The sequence below is a fragment of the Pseudomonas sp. SED1 genome, assembly GCF_034044025.1.
Classification (GTDB): Bacteria; Pseudomonadota; Gammaproteobacteria; order Pseudomonadales; family Pseudomonadaceae; genus Aquipseudomonas.
In genome coordinates this window covers 1-15165 of record NZ_JAXCIS010000202.1, presented here as the reverse complement: position 1 = coordinate 15165, position 15165 = coordinate 1, and the positions used below count along the sequence as shown (strand labels likewise).

Genomic DNA, 15165 nt, shown 5'->3' with positions numbered 1-15165 from the left:
GGGTTCTGAAAAAATTGACGCCAATTATCGGTCGGGCACTTACCCCCGTATTTGCGGCGCCATATTGCACCGCTGGCGAGGCTACGTTACTGTGCTTGGACGTATGAATGAGACCCTCCCCGTGTTGATCATCAGCAAACTCTTGATGCGAGTAGTCAAGGCACACGCCCGTTGGCGTTGGCGCGCCTAACTTTTCTCTACCGGCCACGCCGGACCTGTACCGATTTGCCTTCTTCACCCTTTGTTCGACGCCCCTTGCCGGCCAACCCCGGCAACCGGAAAGTGCGTCTGGCAGCGGGTCACTCCCTTGGAAGGCCGTCATTAGAAGTCAGTGAATTCAAGAGGTTTTAACCCACATGTTGCTGATGATTGATAACTACGACTCCTTTACCTACAACGTTGTGCAGTACCTGGGCGAGCTCGGCGCCGAGGTCAAGGTAGTGCGCAACGACGAATTGAGCGTGGCGCAAATAGCCGCGTTGAACCCTGAACGCATCGTCGTTTCCCCAGGCCCGTGCACGCCGACCGAAGCCGGCATCTCCCTCGAAGCCATCAAATATTTCGCCGGCAAGCTACCGATCCTGGGCGTTTGCCTGGGCCATCAGTCCATCGGCCAGGCGTTCGGCGGCGACGTAGTTCGCGCCCGCCAGGTGATGCACGGCAAGACCAGCCCGGTGTTCCACAAGGACCAGGGCGTATTCCACGGTTTGAACCTGCCGGTGACGGTAACCCGCTACCACTCGCTGGTGGTCAAGCGTGAAACCCTGCCCGAATGCCTTGAGCTGACGGCCTGGACCCAACTGGAAGACGGCTCCGTCGACGAGATCATGGGCCTGCGTCACAAAACACTGAACGTCGAAGGGGTGCAATTTCACCCGGAATCGATTTTGACCGAGCAGGGCTACGAGCTGTTCGCTAACTTTCTCAAGCAGAGCGGCGGCACGCGCTAAGGACTTTTCATGGATATCAAGACTGCCCTGAGCCGTATCGTCGGCCATCTGGACCTGAGCACCGCTGAAATGAGCGATGTGATGCGCGAGATCATGACCGGTCAATGCACCGACGCACAGATTGGCGCGTTCATGATGGCAATGCGCATGAAGAGCGAGAGCATCGACGAAATCGTCGGCGCCGTGTCGGTGATGCGTGAGCTGGCCGACAAGGTCGAACTCAAGACCCTCGACGGCGTGGTCGACGTCGTCGGCACCGGCGGCGACGGTGCGAACATTTTCAACGTGTCGACGGCGGCATCCTTTGTAGTGGCAGCTGCTGGCTGCACGGTGGCCAAACACGGTAACCGCGCGGTATCGGGTAAAAGCGGCAGTGCCGATTTGCTGGAGGCCGCAGGTATCTACCTCAACCTGACCCCGGTACAAGTGGCGCGTTGCATCGATAACGTCGGCATCGGCTTCATGTTCGCCCAGTCCCATCACGGCGCAATGAAGCACGCCGCCGGCCCGCGCAAGGACTTGGGCCTGCGTACCCTGTTCAACATGCTCGGCCCGCTTACGAATCCGGCCGGTGTGAAGCACCAGGTGGTGGGCGTGTTCAGCCAGGCGCTGTGCCGGCCATTGGCCGAAGTCTTGCAGCGCCTGGGCAGCAAGCACGTGCTGGTGGTGCACTCCAAGGATGGCCTGGACGAGTTCAGCCTGGCCGCACCGACCTTCGTGGCGGAGCTGAAGGACGACCAGGTCACCGAATATTGGGTCGAACCTGAAGACCTCGGCATGAAAAGCCAGAGCCTGCACGGCCTGGCGGTGGAAAGCCCGGCGGCCTCCCTTGAATTGATTCGCGATGCCCTGGGGCGTCGCAAGACCGAAAACGGCCAGAAAGCCGCAGAAATGATTGTGCTCAATGCCGGTGCGGCGCTGTATGCCGCGGATCACGCCTACAGTCTTAAAGAGGGTGTTGCCCTCGCTCATGATGCATTGCATACCGGGCTGGCGCGCGAAAAGCTCGAAGAACTGGGTGCGTTTACTGCGGTGTTCAAAGTGGAGAATGAAGGATGAGTGTTCCGACCGTTCTGGAGAAAATCCTGGCTCGCAAGGCAGAAGAAGTCGCTGAGCGCCACGCCCGGGTCAGCCTGGCTGAGCTGGAAGGCCTGGCGAAAACCGCTGATGCACCGCGCGGGTTTGCCAATGCGCTGATCAAGCAGGCCAAGGAAAAGCAGCCGGCCGTTATCGCTGAAATTAAGAAGGCTTCGCCGAGCAAGGGCGTGATCCGCGAGATCTTCATCCCTGAAGACATTGCCAAGAGCTACGAGAAGGGCGGCGCGACGTGCCTCTCGGTGTTGACCGATATCGACTTCTTCCAGGGCTCCGACCTGTACCTGCAGCAAGCGCGTGCGGCGTGCTCGCTGCCGGTGATCCGCAAGGACTTCATGGTCGACCCCTACCAGATCGTCGAAGCCCGTGCGTTGGGCGCCGATTGCGTGCTGTTGATCGTCTCCGCACTGGATGACGTCAAGATGGCCGAACTGGCGGCCGTGGCCAAAAGTGTTGGCCTCGACGTGCTGGTGGAAGTGCACGACGGTGATGAACTGGAACGTGCGTTGAAAACCCTCGACACACCGTTGGTGGGCGTCAACAATCGCAACCTGCACACTTTTGAAGTCAGCCTGGAAAACACCCTCGACCTGTTGCCGCGTATCCCGCGTGACCGGTTGGTGATTACCGAAAGTGGCATCGTCAATCGTGCCGATGTCGAACTGATGGAAATCAGCGGCGTGTACTCGTTCCTCGTCGGCGAAACCTTCATGCGTGCCGAGAACCCGGGAGCTGAATTGCAGCGCCTGTTCTTCCCGGAGCGTGGCGTTGCTGTCAGCGGTTCGACCCTGGATTGATGATGACCCAGCCGGTGGCGATGACGGTCGAGGCAGGCCTTAAGGCCGAGCAGGATTTGCTCGCCGCTGTCTGCGCGGGGGAGCAGGCGTTCGGCCTGCTGTTCTGGCAGCCCAGCGATCAAGCGTTGGTGATGCCCCGTCGTCTGAGCCGCCTTCCGGCATTCGAGACCGCCAGCCAGGTATCGGCAGACGCCGGCTGGCCGGTGCTGCTGCGGGAAACCGGTGGTGAGCCGGTTCCACAGTCGGCAGCCACGGTTAATATCGCGCTGGTCTACGCGCCACCGCGCAGTGAAGGTGACCAGGGCCGCATCGAAACCGGCTACCAGCGTTTGTGCCAGCCGATTTGCGACCTGCTTATCGAGCTGGGTGGCAATGCATCGGTGGGCGAGATTGACGGAGCCTTTTGCGACGGTCGCTACAACGTCAACCTGGATGGCCGCAAAATGGTCGGCACTGCCCAGCGCTGGCGCCAGAGTGGCGGGCGCCCGGTGGGGTTGGTGCATGGTGCGTTGTTGCTGGATGATGATCGCGTCGAGTTGATCGCCGCGGTCAATCGCTTCAATGAAGCGTGTGGCCTGGAACAACGGGTGCGCGCCGAAAGCCACATCGCCCTGCATGAAGCCTTTGCTGCGCCAGACGCGATTGCCCGGCTCGATACGTTATACCGCCAGATGCTCGCGAGCTTCCTCCCGGTTTAACGGGTACCGAAGACCACCATGGTCTTGCCTTTGACATGCACCAGGTTGCGTTCTTCCAGGTCCTTCAGCACCCGGCCAACCATTTCCCTCGAGCAACCGACGATACGCCCGATCTCCTGACGGGTGATCTTGATCTGCATCCCGTCGGGATGGGTCATGGCATCCGGCTGCTTGCACAGTTCCAGCAGGCAGCGGGCAACCCGGCCGGTGACGTCGAAAAAAGCCAGGTCGCCGACTTTGCGCGTGGTGTCTCTCAGGCGCTGGGCGATCTGGCCGCTCAAGGCGTACAGGATGTCGGGATCCTGCTGGGCCAGTTCGCGAAACTTCGCATAGCTGATCTCGGCAACTTCGCACTCGACCTTGGCCCGCACCCAGGCGCTGCGCTCCTGTTCCTTGCCCGCTTGCTCGAAAAGTCCGAGCTCGCCGAAGAAATCTCCGGTATTGAGGTAGGCGATGATCATTTCGCGGCCATCGTCATCCTCGATCAGGATGGTGACTGAGCCTTTGATAATGAAGAACAGGGTTTCCGAACGCTCGCCCGCGCAGATGATGTTGTGCTTGGCCGGATGACGCCGGCGCTGACAATGCATCAACAGTTTGTCGAGGTTCTTGATTTTGGGTGTGGGAGTAATAGCAACCATGGTTGTATCCCGAAAAGACTGCACGGTGTTGTTGAGCTTGTTTTTTTGGTCAGCGCGATCAACGGTTGAGTTATGTCACCCAATGGATGGCAATGCGCCATTGATTTGGCGCCAGCTTAACAGACACATTCTGACTCCATTAGGGAATTTACCCCGTAATCGCTGCTGATGATCGCTTTCATGGGAAACGCTGAGGTCCCAAGGCCCTGTGCTAAGCTGGCGACCCTTTTTTAGCAGTGGAGTCTGGGCGATGAAGGCACGCATCCAATGGGCGGGCGAAGCCATGTTCCTCGGTGAGTCGGGCAGTGGCCATGTTGTGGTCATGGACGGCCCGCCGGAGGCCGGTGGCCGCAACCTGGGCGTACGCCCGATGGAAATGCTCCTGCTCGGTGTAGGCGGTTGCAGCAATTTCGACGTGGTCAGCATCCTGAAGAAATCCCGCCAGGCGGTGGAAAGCTGCGAAGCGTTCCTGGAAGCTGAGCGTGCAACTGAAGACCCGAAGGTGTTTACCAAGATCCACATGCACTTTGTCGTCAAGGGCCGGGCGCTGAAAGAAGCCCAGGTCAAGCGTGCCATCGAGCTGTCGGCTGAGAAGTATTGCTCGGCCTCGATCATGTTGGGCGCTGCGGGTGTTGCCATCACTCATGACTACGAGATCATTGAGTTGGGCTGATCGTTGATTGGCAGGCAAAAAGAAAGGGCGCTTAAAAAGCGCCCTTTTTGCGTTATGCGGGACTGTCAGATTCGGTAAGTGCTCTTGGTCATGACCTTGGCCAACAGGCTCATGCCAAACTTCACCGGTGCCGGGAAGCGGAAGCCGCCCGCGTCCAGCGCGCTTTCGGCGTGATGTTCTTCATCAATGCGCATCTGCTCAAGAATCGCCCGGGACTTTTCGTCTTCAGCCGGCAGTTGCTCAAGGTGTTCATTGAGGTGCTTGCACACCTGATGCTCGGTGGCAGCCACAAAACCCAGGCTGACTTTGTCGCTGATCAGCCCGGCTACCGCGCCGATACCAAACGATAAGCCGTAGAACAGCGGATTCAGCACGCTTGGGTGGCTGTTCAACTGGCGGATGCGTTGCTCGCACCAGGCCAGGTGGTCGATTTCTTCTTCGGCGGCGTGTTCCATCGCGGCGCGCACTTGCGGCAGCTTGGCGGTCAGGGCCTGGCCTTGGTACAGCGCCTGGGCACAGACTTCACCGGTATGGTTGATGCGCATCAGGCCAGCGACGTGGCGGGTGTCGGTCTCGCTCATCTGCGCTTCGGGCTGCACGATGGCGGGCGACGGACGGTGCGGTTGACCACTGAATGGCAACAGCGTGCGCATGGCCGTGTCGGCTTGCAGCAACAGGCGATCAATCGGCGAGTAGTGACGTTGGGTAGTCATGCTGACCTCCGGGAAGAATCTCGGCGGCCAGTTTACCGCAAGAGAGGGGGAAGCGTTTGCGCTGGGTCAAATTGCTTGTGTGGCGAGGGAGCTTGCTCCCGCTGGAGCACGCAGCGCTCCCGGTTTTGTGCGGCCGCTACGCGACCGAGCGGGAGCAAGCTCCCTCGCCACAGGTAGTGCTCAGCCCGGCGGCCAGTTCATCTGGCGCTGACCCAGCACGTGCATATGGATGTGATAAACGGTTTGCCCGCCGTCTTCATTGCAGTTCATCACCACACGGAAGCCCTTTTCGCAGCCTTGCTCAACCGCCAGGCGTTGGGCGGTGAACAGGATATGCCCGGCCAGTGCCTTGTCTTCCTCGGTGAGGTCGTTAAGGGTGCGGATCGGCTTTTTCGGGATCACCAGGAAATGCACCGGAGCCATTGGCGCGATGTCGTGGAACGCCAGGACCTGGTCATCCTCGTAGATGATCTTCGCGGGTATTTCTCTGTTGATGATCTTGGTGAACAGAGTATCCACAGCTGTTTCTCCATTGTGAAAGTGCAGGGTGAGTGTACTCAGGCGATCAGCGCGGGCAATAGGCCTTGTTGATCGCGCCGGCGATTTTGCGGGTCAGCCAGCGCGGGCTCAGGCGCGGGCTGAACGCCAGCCAGCGATTACGCCGGCCCGGAATGATGATGGCTTTGTTCTTGGCCAGGGCGCGCACGGTGTAAAGCGCGACTTCTTCCGGGCTCATCAGCTGTTGGCTGCGGTCCAGCTTGGCGGTGTCCATTTGTGCGGTGCCGAAGAACGCGGTACGGGTCGGGCCCGGACAGAGTACGGAAACCTTGATGCCGCAGGTCTTCAGTTCCTCGCGCAAGCCTTCGGAGAAGTGCAGTACGTAGGCCTTGCTGGCGTAGTAGGTGCTCATCCACGGCCCCGGCTGGAAGGCCGCCACCGACGCGACGTTGAGAATCTGCCCGCCGCCGTGCAGGGCCATGGCATTGCCGAGTGCATGGCACATGCGGGTCAGGGCCAGGATGTTGACTTCCATCAGGTCCTGTTCGGTCATCCAGTCCTGTGCCAGGAACGGGCCGCTGGTGCCGATGCCGGCGCAATTCACCAGCAGGTCGATCTGCCGCTCGCCTTCCTCAAGCTCCAGCAGGAACCCCGACAGCCGCAAGGGCTCGCCGAGGTCGCAGGCACGGAACAGCACCTCGACGCCGAAGCGCTGAGTCAATTCGATTGCAATGCTTTCCAACTGATCACGCTGGCGGGCCACCAGAATCAAGCTGCGGCCGCGACGGGCCAGTGCTTCGGCCAAGGCCAGGCCGATGCCGCTGGAGGCACCGGTGATCAGAGCGTAACGGGTCATGCGTTTCTCCATCGCAACGCTACCGGGCCTGTGACAGAGGCGTCACAGGCGTCGGGCGTTTTTCACTGTTGCGTAGAGTCTACAGGTTCGGCTGCGTCGTCAGCACTTTGCACGTCGACTTCATCGACGGTGGTGGCCTGGTCGCTGTCGTCATCGGAGTTGATGGAGCTGCTTTCGTAGCTGCCGCCTACGTCGCTTTCCAGTTGGTCCAGGTAGCCGCTCATGCCCACTAACACTGCGCCGGCAAAGACCAGCGGAATGAATGCCAGCCACAGGGCGGACAGGATTTTGACCGCGGTAGAGTTGCGCGGTGGTGGCGCGCCGTACTGGTTGGCGCCGGTGTTGCCTGGGAGAACCATCAGCAGAATCGGGAAGATGCTGCCTACGAAGGGCACCAAGTGCAGGAACCACAGCCAGCCGGACCAGCCCAGGTCATGCAGGCGCTGCACGGTGATCTGCACGCTGACCCACACAGCGGCCACGAGCAGGGCAATCCCCACCAGGAAGCCAATGACCATGGCAATCGTTGGAGACACCGCGGCGATGCCCAGCCCGACAGTGAAGAACGCGCCTGAGATAAGGAGCATCACCACGCTCAACACCAGCGTCCACGCCAGGAAGCGCAGGCGTCCGATACGCCCGTTGACGGTGAACACTTTAAGGGTGGAAAACTCCGGCAGGTTCTCGCCGACGGCTGCCCGGGGCGGGGCGTAAGGCGAAGCGGCGGGGCGGGTGTAATCAATGGAGCTGCCGGAGTCCGTTTCGTGTGTTTCGGCAAGGCTGAAGGCGACGGGCTGCTCTTCTTCTATGCGCGCATCGACCCCGGCGTTTTTCAGCGCTTGCAGATAGGTCTCTGCATCGGCGCGAGAAAGGTCACGCTTCAGGGCGACCGGGCGGCCGGTAAAGAGTTTTTCGATCGCTTCAACGTCGCTTTTGAACAGTTCGGCGAGATTCAGCTTGGCGGTGGTGCTCTCGACACCCGGGAGCAATGCGCCATCAAACACAATCTTGAAACGGTTGTCGCTCATGCGGGCATCCTTGTCACTTGAATGGGGGAAGCCTGCTTTGATCAGCAGGCGTTACATCGCGGGTCAGCGTGGCCAGCGTGCCGGCAGTTGTGCCGCGTGCTCGAGCGCCTTGCGGTATTCGGCATCCAGGCGGGCCACGAGTTCATCGACGCTGGGCAAATCATCAATCTCACCGACACCCTGGCCGGCGGACCACACGGTCTTCCAGGCTTTGGCTTCGTCGTTGAGTGGCTTGAGCTTGGAGCCGAAATTGACTTCGCCCTTGCCTTGCAGCGCGGCAAGGTCGAAACCGGCGTTTTCCAGGCTTTGGCGCATGAAGCTTGCGGGTACACCGGAGACGGCTGGAGTGTGCACGATGTCGGCGGCGCGCGATGTGAGCAGCATCTCTTTATAAGCATCCGGGGCGTGGCTTTCGGTGGTGCCGATAAAGCGGGTGCCGAAATAGGCCAGGTCGGCACCGAGCAACTGCGCCGCGAGGATCTCGTGGCCGTGGTTGAGGCAGCCAGCGAGTAGCAGGGTCTTGTCGAAGAACTGACGGATTTCTGCAATCAGCGAGAACGGGCTCCAAGTGCCGGCGTGACCACCGGCGCCGGCTGCAACGGCGATCAAACCGTCGACGCCCGCCTCAGCGGCTTTCTCTGCATGGCGCCGGGTGGTGACATCGTGGAATACCAGGCCGCCGTAGCTGTGTACGGCGTCCACCAATTCTTTCACGGCGCCCAGGCTGGTGATGACGATCGGCACTTTGTGCTCGACGCAGATCGCCAGGTCAGCTTCCACGCGCGGATTGCTGTTGTGCACGATCAGGTTGACCGCATAGGGCGCCGGGTTGTCCAGCAGCGCCAAGCCCGCTTCGATCTCTTCCAGCCATGCCTTGAAACCGCTGCTTTCCCGTTGGTTGAGGGCAGGGAAGCTGCCGACGATTCCGTTACGGCAGCAGGCCAGAACCAGTTGCGGGTTGGAAATCAGAAACATCGGCGCAGCCACTACAGGCAGGCGCAGACTGTGTTCGAGCGAAGCGGGCAGCGACATTGGAAGTACCCCGAGTAATAGAGACTAGAACGGTTTAACCACGACCAAAATTACGATAGCCAGCAATATCAGAACTGGCACTTCATTGAACCAGCGATAAAAGACATGGCTGCGGGTGTTTTCGCCACGGGCAAAACGTTTTACCTGCGCGCCGCACATGTGGTGGTAGCCAATCAGCAGTACTACCAGAGTCAACTTGGCGTGAATCCACGCACCGGATTGAAAGATGGCGGGATTGAGGTAGATCAGCCAGCCGCCGAACACCAGGCTGGCAATCATCGCCGGCCCCATGATGCCGCGGTAGAGCTTACGCTCCATTACGCTGAAGCGTTCCTTGCTGACGGTGTCCTCGCTTTGGGCGTGGTAGACGAACAGGCGCGGAAGGTAGAACAGCGCGGCAAACCAGCAAACGATGCTGACGATATGGAAGGCTTTTACCCACAGATAAAGCATTTTTAGTTATTCCCAGGTTCACGGTAACTGAAGATAGTAGTGGCTCAAGCGTATACACGTCACGTTGACGGTTGTCGCAGGACGATACGGACCCTATTATCGACGGCTTTCCAGTGGGTTCGTTGAGGGCAGGTTTATGGTCAAGGTCGGTATCGTCGGCGGCACGGGTTACACCGGTGTCGAATTGCTGCGTCTGTTGGCTCAGCATCCGCAAGCTGAGGTGGTGGTGATCACTTCCCGATCCGAGGCCGGCCTTGCTGTGGCCGACATGTATCCGAACCTGCGAGGCCACTACGACGGCCTGGCGTTCAGCGTGCCGGACATCAAGACCCTGGGTGCCTGTGATGTGGTGTTCTTCGCCACGCCCCACGGTGTTGCCCATGCCCTGGCAGGCGAGTTGCTGGCGGCGGGCACTAAGGTGATCGACTTGTCGGCCGACTTCCGCCTGCAGGACGCCGATGAGTGGGCCAAGTGGTACGGCCAGCCTCACGGTGCGCCGGAGTTGCTGGAAGAAGCGGTGTATGGCTTGCCGGAAGTCAATCGCGAGCAGATCAAGCAAGCGCGCCTGATCGCGGTACCGGGTTGCTATCCGACGGCCACGCAGTTGGGTTTCCTGCCATTGCTGGAAGCCGGGTTGGCGGACGCATCGCGGCTGATTGCTGACTGCAAGTCGGGCGTCAGCGGTGCCGGCCGTGGTGCTGCTGTAGGCTCGCTTTACTCCGAGACGTCGGAAAGCATGAAAGCCTATGCGGTAAAAGGTCATCGTCACTTGCCGGAAATTCGCCAAGGGCTGCGTCGCGCTGCAGGTAAAGATGTCGGCCTGACGTTTGTGCCACACCTGACGCCGATGATCCGCGGGATCCACTCCACGCTGTATGCGACAGTCGTTGATCGTTCGGTGGACCTGCAGGCGCTGTTTGAAAAGCGTTATGCCAATGAGCCGTTCGTCGATGTGATGCCGGCGGGCAGCCATCCGGAAACCCGCAGTGTGCGTGGCGCCAACGTGTGCCGTATCGCGGTGCACCGTCCGCAGGATGGTGACCTGGTAGTGGTGTTGTCGGTGATCGATAACCTGGTCAAGGGCGCCTCGGGCCAGGCTGTGCAGAACATGAACATCCTGTTTGGCCTGGATGAGAAGCTGGGCCTGTCCCACGCGGGCATGCTGCCGTAAGTTTTCTGCTGTCGCGCAAAGGCCCGTTGATCGGGCCTTTCGTGTTTTTAATGGCCGCTGCGGAGATTGATATACCGTAACAATAGTTGACCGCTTTTCTAGGAGAAGCGGATAATGCCCGCCATCACGCATATGGCGGCGCTACGCCGGGAGATTATCAGCATGAGCGTTGAATCCTTCACCCCCACGGCTTTGCAATTCACCCACGGTGCTGCGCACAAGGTGAAGAGCCTGGTCGATGAAGAGGGTAATGATCGCTTGAAGCTGCGCGTATTTGTTACGGGCGGCGGTTGTTCAGGGTTTCAGTACGGTTTCACCTTCGATGAAGACGTGGCCGATGACGACACCATCGTTGAGCGCGAGGGCGTAAGCCTGGTCGTCGATCCGATGAGCTTCCAGTACCTGGCAGGAGCCGAGGTGGACTATCAGGAAGGTCTGGAAGGTTCGCGCTTCGTGATCAAAAACCCGAATGCCACTACTACCTGTGGTTGCGGGTCTTCGTTCTCGATCTGATCGAAAGCGGATGTAAAAACGCCGCTTGGCCTTGATAGGGTCAAGCGGCGTTTTGCTGTGTGGGATTCAGGCCGGGTAGATCGCGCCGAGTACGCGAAGGCCGCGGGCGCCGGTCACGCTGGGGCGATTGGCGGCGATGCCTTCGAGGCAGCAATGGGCCAGCCAAGCGAAGGCCATGGCCTCGACCCAGTCGGGGTCCACGCCGTAAGTGGCGGTGCTGCTGACTTGGGTGGCCGGGAGAAGTGCGCTGAGGCGGCTCATCAAGGTTGCGTTGTGGGCGCCGCCGCCGCAGACCAGCAGGGTTTCGGTCTGTGGTTGTGCGGTTTGCAGGGATTCGACGATGGTCAGGGCGGTCAGTTCAAGCAGCGTGGCTTGCACGTCTTGGGCAGCGAATGGCGGTAACCGTCCCAGGTGATGCTCGAGCCATCCCAGGTTGAAGACTTCGCGGCCGGTGCTTTTTGGCCCTTTGGTCACGAAGAACGGATCGCTGAGTAACGCCTTGAGTAGCTGGGGTTCAACTTTCCCGCTGGCAGCCCAATGGCCATCGCGGTCGAAGTTCTCGCCGCGCTGCTGGTGAATCCAGGCATCAAGCAGGACGTTGCCCGGGCCGCAGTCAAAGCCAGAGACCGGCTTGCCAGCCTCGATCAAGCTGAGATTGCTGAAACCGCCAACGTTCAGCACGGCGCGGTTGCCCGCCCGCTCACCAAACAATGCCTCATGAAAGGCGGGGACCAGCGGCGCGCCTTGGCCACCTGCGGCGACATCACGGCTGCGGAAATCACTGACGACGGTGATTCCGGTCAACTCGGTGAGCAGCGCCGGGTTGCCGATCTGCACGGTAAAGCCACGGGCCGGTTCGTGGCGAATGGTTTGGCCGTGGCTGCCAATCGCTCGAATGTCTTGGGCTTTGAGTTTCTGCTGATCCAGCAGGGCGTGAATGCCTTGGGCGGCAAGTGTCACCCAGTTGTGCTGGGCGATCGCTGAGCGGGCAATCTCGTCCGGGCCGCTGGCGCAAAGGCCGAGCAGCTCGGAACGCAGGGACTCAGGCATGGGGATGTAGTGAGTGGCGATCAGCTTGATCGCCGGCTTCAACTCGATCAGCGCGATGTCCAGGCCGTCAAGGCTGGTCCCGGACATCACGCCTATATAGAGCGACATGGCTTAGCGTTTCGCCGAGGCCAGGAGGGTGGAGCGCTCCTGGTCCATGCGGGCCATGAGTGGCTGGCTCTGCTGCAGGAAGCGGGCGCGCTCGGCCTTGGCGATTGGATCAGCCATCGGCAGCTTTTGACCCAGTGGGTCGACGTGCACACCGTTGACCTGGAACTCGTAGTGCAGGTGCGGGCCGGTGGACAGGCCGGTGGTGCCGATATAGCCAATCACCTGGCCTTGCTTGACGTTGCCGCCAGTCTGGATGCCTTTGGCAAAACCTTGCATGTGGCCATACAGCGTTCGGTAGGTGTTGCCGTGCTGGATGATCACGGTGTTGCCGTAGCCGCCACGGCGACCTGCCAGCAATACCTTGCCGTCACCAGCAGCCTTGATCGGCGTGCCGCGTGGAGCTGCGTAGTCGACGCCTTTGTGAGCGCGAATTTTGTTCAGAATTGGATGCTTGCGACCCATCGAGAAACGCGAGCTAATACGGGCGAAGTCAACCGGAGTACGGATGAAAGCCTTGCGCATGCTGTTGCCGTCGGCGGTGTAGTAGCTGCTGTTGCCTTGTTTGTTGGTGTAGCGCACGGCGGTGTAGGTCTTGCCACGGTTAGTGAACCGCGCAGAAAGGATATTGCCGGTGCCGACGATCTTGCCGTTGGCGACCTTTTGCTCGTAGATCACGTCGAATTCGTCGCCCTGGCGAATGTCCTGAGCGAAGTCGATGTCGTAGCCAAACACGCTGGCCATGTCCATGGTCATGCTGTGGGACAAACCGGCGCGGGCGGCGGATTGCGACAGCGAGCTGTTGATCACACCGTGCACATAGGCGGAGCGCATCACTGGCTTGGTGGTGATGCGATTGAACGCAAAACCCTTGGCGCCCTTGGTCAGCGTGATGCTTTCCAGGTCGCTGACATTGCTGTGCAGGTTGTTCAGCTGGCCGTCGGGCGCCAGTTCAAATTCGAGTTTCTGCCCGTGCTTGAGCTGGGTGAACTGCTTGGCCTGCTTGTCGCTTGCCAGCACATCGTTGACCGTCGCGGCTGGGAGGCCGACCTTTTCGAACAGGGTCGAAAGGGTGTCGCCCTTGGCAACAATGACTTCCCGGTGTAGCGGATTCTTGGGGGCTTCTACCGCAGGCTTAGCCTGTGCGGTCTCTTTAGTGTCTTCAGCGCTGTCTTCGATCTGGGCAAACGGCGATTCTGCTGCGCCATTTGTGGCTTGCAGTGCGTCGGAAGCGTCTTGATCTTGTGTCAGTTGCTCAACCGGACTTTCCAGGTCAAGGCTCAGTGTCGTTCGTTTGGCTTCTACATCGCTGGAAGGAAATACCAGGAGTGCCAGGCTCAGAAGGGCGGCGATCCCACTTGCGGCGAGCAGGTGGGTCTTCGGGTAAAGCGGCGGCGCTTTAGACGGTTCTGTGGTCATAAGTAATTTTGACTTTGAAAAGATGAATTGGAAAAGATGAATGACATGATGAAGATGAAATAACTGTATAAAATATAACCAAATCATCTGTGGTGCAAGCTCGCGAACGCTGGGCTTGCTGAACGGTGTCCGTGCGCAGGGCAAAACTTGTAATTAGTCCCTGATCTTGTATGGTTGGTTCCCTTTTGAATCTGAGCCTTGCGGGTCTGTTATGAAGTCGGTTGAAGAGCAGCTAGCGCTGATCAAACGTGGTGCGGAAGAACTGTTGGTCGAAGCTGAGCTGATCGAAAAGCTCAAGCGTGGCCAGCCCCTGCGTATTAAGGCCGGCTTTGATCCGACAGCGCCGGATCTGCACCTTGGGCATACGGTGCTTATTAATAAGCTGCGCCAGTTCCAGGAGCTGGGGCATCAGGTGATCTTCCTTATAGGTGACTTCACCGGGATGATCGGCGATCCGAGCGGCAAGAGCGCTACGCGTCCGCCGCTGACCCGTGAGCAGGTTCTCGATAATGCCGAGACCTACAAAACCCAAGTCTTCAAGATTCTCGATCCGGCCAAGACCGAGGTGGCATTCAACTCCACCTGGATGGATCAGATGGGGCCGGCGGACTTCATTCGTCTGACATCCCAATACACCGTTGCTCGCATGCTTGAGCGCGATGACTTCGATAAGCGCTACTCCACCAATCAGCCGATCGCGATCCATGAGTTCCTGTACCCGTTGGTTCAAGGGTATGACTCGGTGGCATTGCGTGCCGATGTCGAGTTGGGCGGTACCGATCAGAAGTTCAACCTGCTGATGGGGCGCGAGCTGCAGCGTGCGTATGGGCAAGAGGCTCAGTGCATTCTGACCATGCCTTTGCTGGAGGGGTTGGATGGCGTCAAGAAGATGTCCAAGTCCTTGGGTAACTACGTTGGTATCCAGGAGGCGCCGGGTGTGATGTACGGCAAGCTGGTTTCGATTCCGGATGCGCTGATGTGGCGTTACTTCGAGCTGCTGAGCTTCCGCTCGATGGATGAGATCAACGCATTGCGTGCCGAAGTGGAAGCTGGCGCGAATCCGCGGGACGTGAAGATCAAACTGGCGGAAGAGATTGTTGCGCGCTTCCATGGTGAAGAGGCTGCTGCCAGCGCTCACCGTGCCGCGGGTAACCGCATGAAGGATGGCGAGCTGCCGGATGATCTGCCTGAGGTTGAATTGACTGCTGCCGAGGCGATGCCGATTGCTGCTGTCCTTAATAAGGCAGGCCTGGTGAAGAACTCGGCAGTGGCGCGCGACCTTCTGGGTTCCGGCGGTGTACGTATAGATGGTGAGGTTGTTGATCGCACCTTTATATACGAGCTGGGCGCGACGCACGTATGCCAGGCCGGCAAGAAGGCATTTGCGCGTATTACGCTTAAATCCGAATAAACCTGAAATTAACTGTTGACGGCGATTTATATCTGTCTATAATTCGCCCCACTTCCGGCGCA

The 15165-nt window shown here is 59.5% G+C and carries 17 protein-coding genes; 8 read left to right on the top strand and 9 right to left on the bottom strand.

From position 1 onward, the window contains the following. Nucleotides 1-356 precede the first annotated feature (356 nt). The 4 genes from SNL23_RS25720 to SNL23_RS25705 are packed head-to-tail and all read left to right on the top strand — an operon-like array spanning nucleotide 357 to nucleotide 3540. A complete protein-coding gene (locus SNL23_RS25720; protein WP_076017911.1) occupies nucleotides 357-950 on the top strand; it encodes an aminodeoxychorismate/anthranilate synthase component II in 594 nt (197 codons plus the stop codon). Nucleotides 951-959: 9 nt separating this feature from the next. After that, nucleotides 960-2009, top strand: a complete 1050-nt coding sequence (gene trpD, locus SNL23_RS25715; RefSeq protein ID WP_076017912.1) for an anthranilate phosphoribosyltransferase — start codon at nucleotides 960-962, stop codon at nucleotides 2007-2009. Continuing rightward, a complete protein-coding gene (gene trpC / locus SNL23_RS25710; protein WP_318304012.1) occupies nucleotides 2006-2842 on the top strand; it encodes an indole-3-glycerol phosphate synthase TrpC in 837 nt (278 codons plus the stop codon). The genes trpD and trpC overlap by 4 nt, the downstream gene beginning before the upstream one ends. Before the next feature lie 2 nt (nucleotides 2843-2844). After that, nucleotides 2845-3540 (top strand): lipoate--protein ligase family protein, encoded by a 696-nt coding sequence (locus tag SNL23_RS25705; protein ID WP_318304011.1) that lies wholly within the window; start codon nucleotides 2845-2847, stop codon nucleotides 3538-3540. Here the strand turns inward: SNL23_RS25705 and crp are convergent. After that, nucleotides 3537-4181: a cAMP-activated global transcriptional regulator CRP gene (gene crp, locus SNL23_RS25700; protein WP_017476332.1), complete on the bottom strand. Its 645-nt coding sequence runs from the start codon at nucleotides 4179-4181 to the stop codon at nucleotides 3537-3539. The two genes, SNL23_RS25705 and crp, sit on opposite strands and share 4 nt — an antisense overlap. Nucleotides 4182-4431: 250 nt before the next feature. On the opposite strand from crp, the gene SNL23_RS25695 reads away from it, so the two are divergent. Beyond that, entirely contained in the window at nucleotides 4432-4854 is a 423-nt protein-coding gene (locus tag SNL23_RS25695) for an OsmC family protein (protein ID WP_005792019.1), read from the top strand. Between the two features lie 65 nt (nucleotides 4855-4919). Here SNL23_RS25695 and coq7 read toward each other — a convergent pair whose 3' ends face one another. The 6 genes from coq7 to hemJ form a co-directional block, all read right to left on the bottom strand. Further along, nucleotides 4920-5567 (bottom strand): 2-polyprenyl-3-methyl-6-methoxy-1,4-benzoquinone monooxygenase, encoded by a 648-nt coding sequence (gene coq7, locus SNL23_RS25690; RefSeq protein WP_076017915.1) that lies wholly within the window; start codon nucleotides 5565-5567, stop codon nucleotides 4920-4922. A gap of 180 nt (nucleotides 5568-5747) precedes the next feature. Continuing rightward, nucleotides 5748-6086: a histidine triad nucleotide-binding protein gene (locus SNL23_RS25685; RefSeq protein WP_003210943.1), complete on the bottom strand. Its 339-nt coding sequence runs from the start codon at nucleotides 6084-6086 to the stop codon at nucleotides 5748-5750. 46 nt (nucleotides 6087-6132) lie between these two features. Continuing rightward, a complete protein-coding gene (locus SNL23_RS25680) occupies nucleotides 6133-6921 on the bottom strand; it encodes an SDR family NAD(P)-dependent oxidoreductase (protein ID WP_010167219.1) in 789 nt (262 codons plus the stop codon). Nucleotides 6922-6983: 62 nt separating this feature from the next. Further along, nucleotides 6984-7949 carry a DUF805 domain-containing protein gene (locus tag SNL23_RS25675; protein ID WP_318304010.1) on the bottom strand — a complete coding sequence of 322 codons (966 nt, stop codon included), beginning with the start codon at nucleotides 7947-7949 and terminating at the stop codon, nucleotides 6984-6986. A 63-nt stretch (nucleotides 7950-8012) separates the two neighbouring features. After that, nucleotides 8013-8981, bottom strand: a complete 969-nt coding sequence (locus SNL23_RS25670; protein ID WP_076017917.1) for an NAD(P)H-dependent flavin oxidoreductase — start codon at nucleotides 8979-8981, stop codon at nucleotides 8013-8015. Between the two features lie 24 nt (nucleotides 8982-9005). Then, the gene (gene hemJ / locus SNL23_RS25665; protein WP_017476328.1) at nucleotides 9006-9434 is read right to left on the bottom strand and encodes a protoporphyrinogen oxidase HemJ; all 429 of its coding nucleotides are present in this window, start codon (nucleotides 9432-9434) and stop codon (nucleotides 9006-9008) included. Between the two features lie 136 nt (nucleotides 9435-9570). Between hemJ and argC the strand changes: the two genes are divergently transcribed. Together argC and erpA are read left to right on the top strand one after the other, a co-directional pair. After that, nucleotides 9571-10605 carry an N-acetyl-gamma-glutamyl-phosphate reductase gene (argC, locus tag SNL23_RS25660; RefSeq protein WP_010206935.1) on the top strand — a complete coding sequence of 345 codons (1035 nt, stop codon included), beginning with the start codon at nucleotides 9571-9573 and terminating at the stop codon, nucleotides 10603-10605. A gap of 162 nt (nucleotides 10606-10767) precedes the next feature. Further along, on the top strand, nucleotides 10768-11118 hold the full coding sequence (erpA, locus tag SNL23_RS25655; protein WP_003176443.1) for an iron-sulfur cluster insertion protein ErpA: 351 nt from the start codon (nucleotides 10768-10770) through the stop codon (nucleotides 11116-11118). Between the two features lie 66 nt (nucleotides 11119-11184). On the opposite strand, the gene SNL23_RS25650 is transcribed toward erpA, so the two are convergent. Continuing rightward, nucleotides 11185-12276, bottom strand: a complete 1092-nt coding sequence (locus SNL23_RS25650; protein WP_318304007.1) for an anhydro-N-acetylmuramic acid kinase — start codon at nucleotides 12274-12276, stop codon at nucleotides 11185-11187. 3 nt (nucleotides 12277-12279) lie between these two features. After that, on the bottom strand, nucleotides 12280-13692 hold the full coding sequence (locus SNL23_RS25645; RefSeq protein ID WP_167664196.1) for a peptidoglycan DD-metalloendopeptidase family protein: 1413 nt from the start codon (nucleotides 13690-13692) through the stop codon (nucleotides 12280-12282). A 211-nt stretch (nucleotides 13693-13903) separates the two neighbouring features. Between SNL23_RS25645 and tyrS the strand changes: the two genes are divergently transcribed. After that, nucleotides 13904-15103: a tyrosine--tRNA ligase gene (gene tyrS, locus SNL23_RS25640; protein ID WP_063026809.1), complete on the top strand. Its 1200-nt coding sequence runs from the start codon at nucleotides 13904-13906 to the stop codon at nucleotides 15101-15103. Nucleotides 15104-15165 lie beyond the last annotated feature (62 nt).

Excerpts from the sequence above, each read along its gene's own strand:
- coq7 (WP_076017915.1), bottom strand. The coding sequence starts at position 5,567 with ATGACTACCCAACGTCACTACTCGCCGATTGATCGCCTGTTGCTGCAA.
- SNL23_RS25670 (WP_076017917.1), bottom strand. The coding sequence starts at position 8,981 with ATGTCGCTGCCCGCTTCGCTCGAACACAGTCTGCGCCTGCCTGTAGTG.
- tyrS (WP_063026809.1), top strand. The coding sequence starts at position 13,904 with ATGAAGTCGGTTGAAGAGCAGCTAGCGCTGATCAAACGTGGTGCGGAA.
- SNL23_RS25695 (WP_005792019.1), top strand. The coding sequence starts at position 4,432 with ATGAAGGCACGCATCCAATGGGCGGGCGAAGCCATGTTCCTCGGTGAG.
- erpA (WP_003176443.1), top strand. The coding sequence starts at position 10,768 with ATGAGCGTTGAATCCTTCACCCCCACGGCTTTGCAATTCACCCACGGT.
- SNL23_RS25645 (WP_167664196.1), bottom strand. The coding sequence starts at position 13,692 with ATGACCACAGAACCGTCTAAAGCGCCGCCGCTTTACCCGAAGACCCAC.
- SNL23_RS25675 (WP_318304010.1), bottom strand. The coding sequence starts at position 7,949 with ATGAGCGACAACCGTTTCAAGATTGTGTTTGATGGCGCATTGCTCCCG.
- SNL23_RS25720 (WP_076017911.1), top strand. The coding sequence starts at position 357 with ATGTTGCTGATGATTGATAACTACGACTCCTTTACCTACAACGTTGTG.
- hemJ (WP_017476328.1), bottom strand. The coding sequence starts at position 9,434 with ATGCTTTATCTGTGGGTAAAAGCCTTCCATATCGTCAGCATCGTTTGC.
- argC (WP_010206935.1), top strand. The coding sequence starts at position 9,571 with ATGGTCAAGGTCGGTATCGTCGGCGGCACGGGTTACACCGGTGTCGAA.
- trpD (WP_076017912.1), top strand. The coding sequence starts at position 960 with ATGGATATCAAGACTGCCCTGAGCCGTATCGTCGGCCATCTGGACCTG.
- SNL23_RS25705 (WP_318304011.1), top strand. The coding sequence starts at position 2,845 with ATGACCCAGCCGGTGGCGATGACGGTCGAGGCAGGCCTTAAGGCCGAG.
- SNL23_RS25650 (WP_318304007.1), bottom strand. The coding sequence starts at position 12,276 with ATGTCGCTCTATATAGGCGTGATGTCCGGGACCAGCCTTGACGGCCTG.
- SNL23_RS25680 (WP_010167219.1), bottom strand. The coding sequence starts at position 6,921 with ATGACCCGTTACGCTCTGATCACCGGTGCCTCCAGCGGCATCGGCCTG.
- trpC (WP_318304012.1), top strand. The coding sequence starts at position 2,006 with ATGAGTGTTCCGACCGTTCTGGAGAAAATCCTGGCTCGCAAGGCAGAA.
- crp (WP_017476332.1), bottom strand. The coding sequence starts at position 4,181 with ATGGTTGCTATTACTCCCACACCCAAAATCAAGAACCTCGACAAACTG.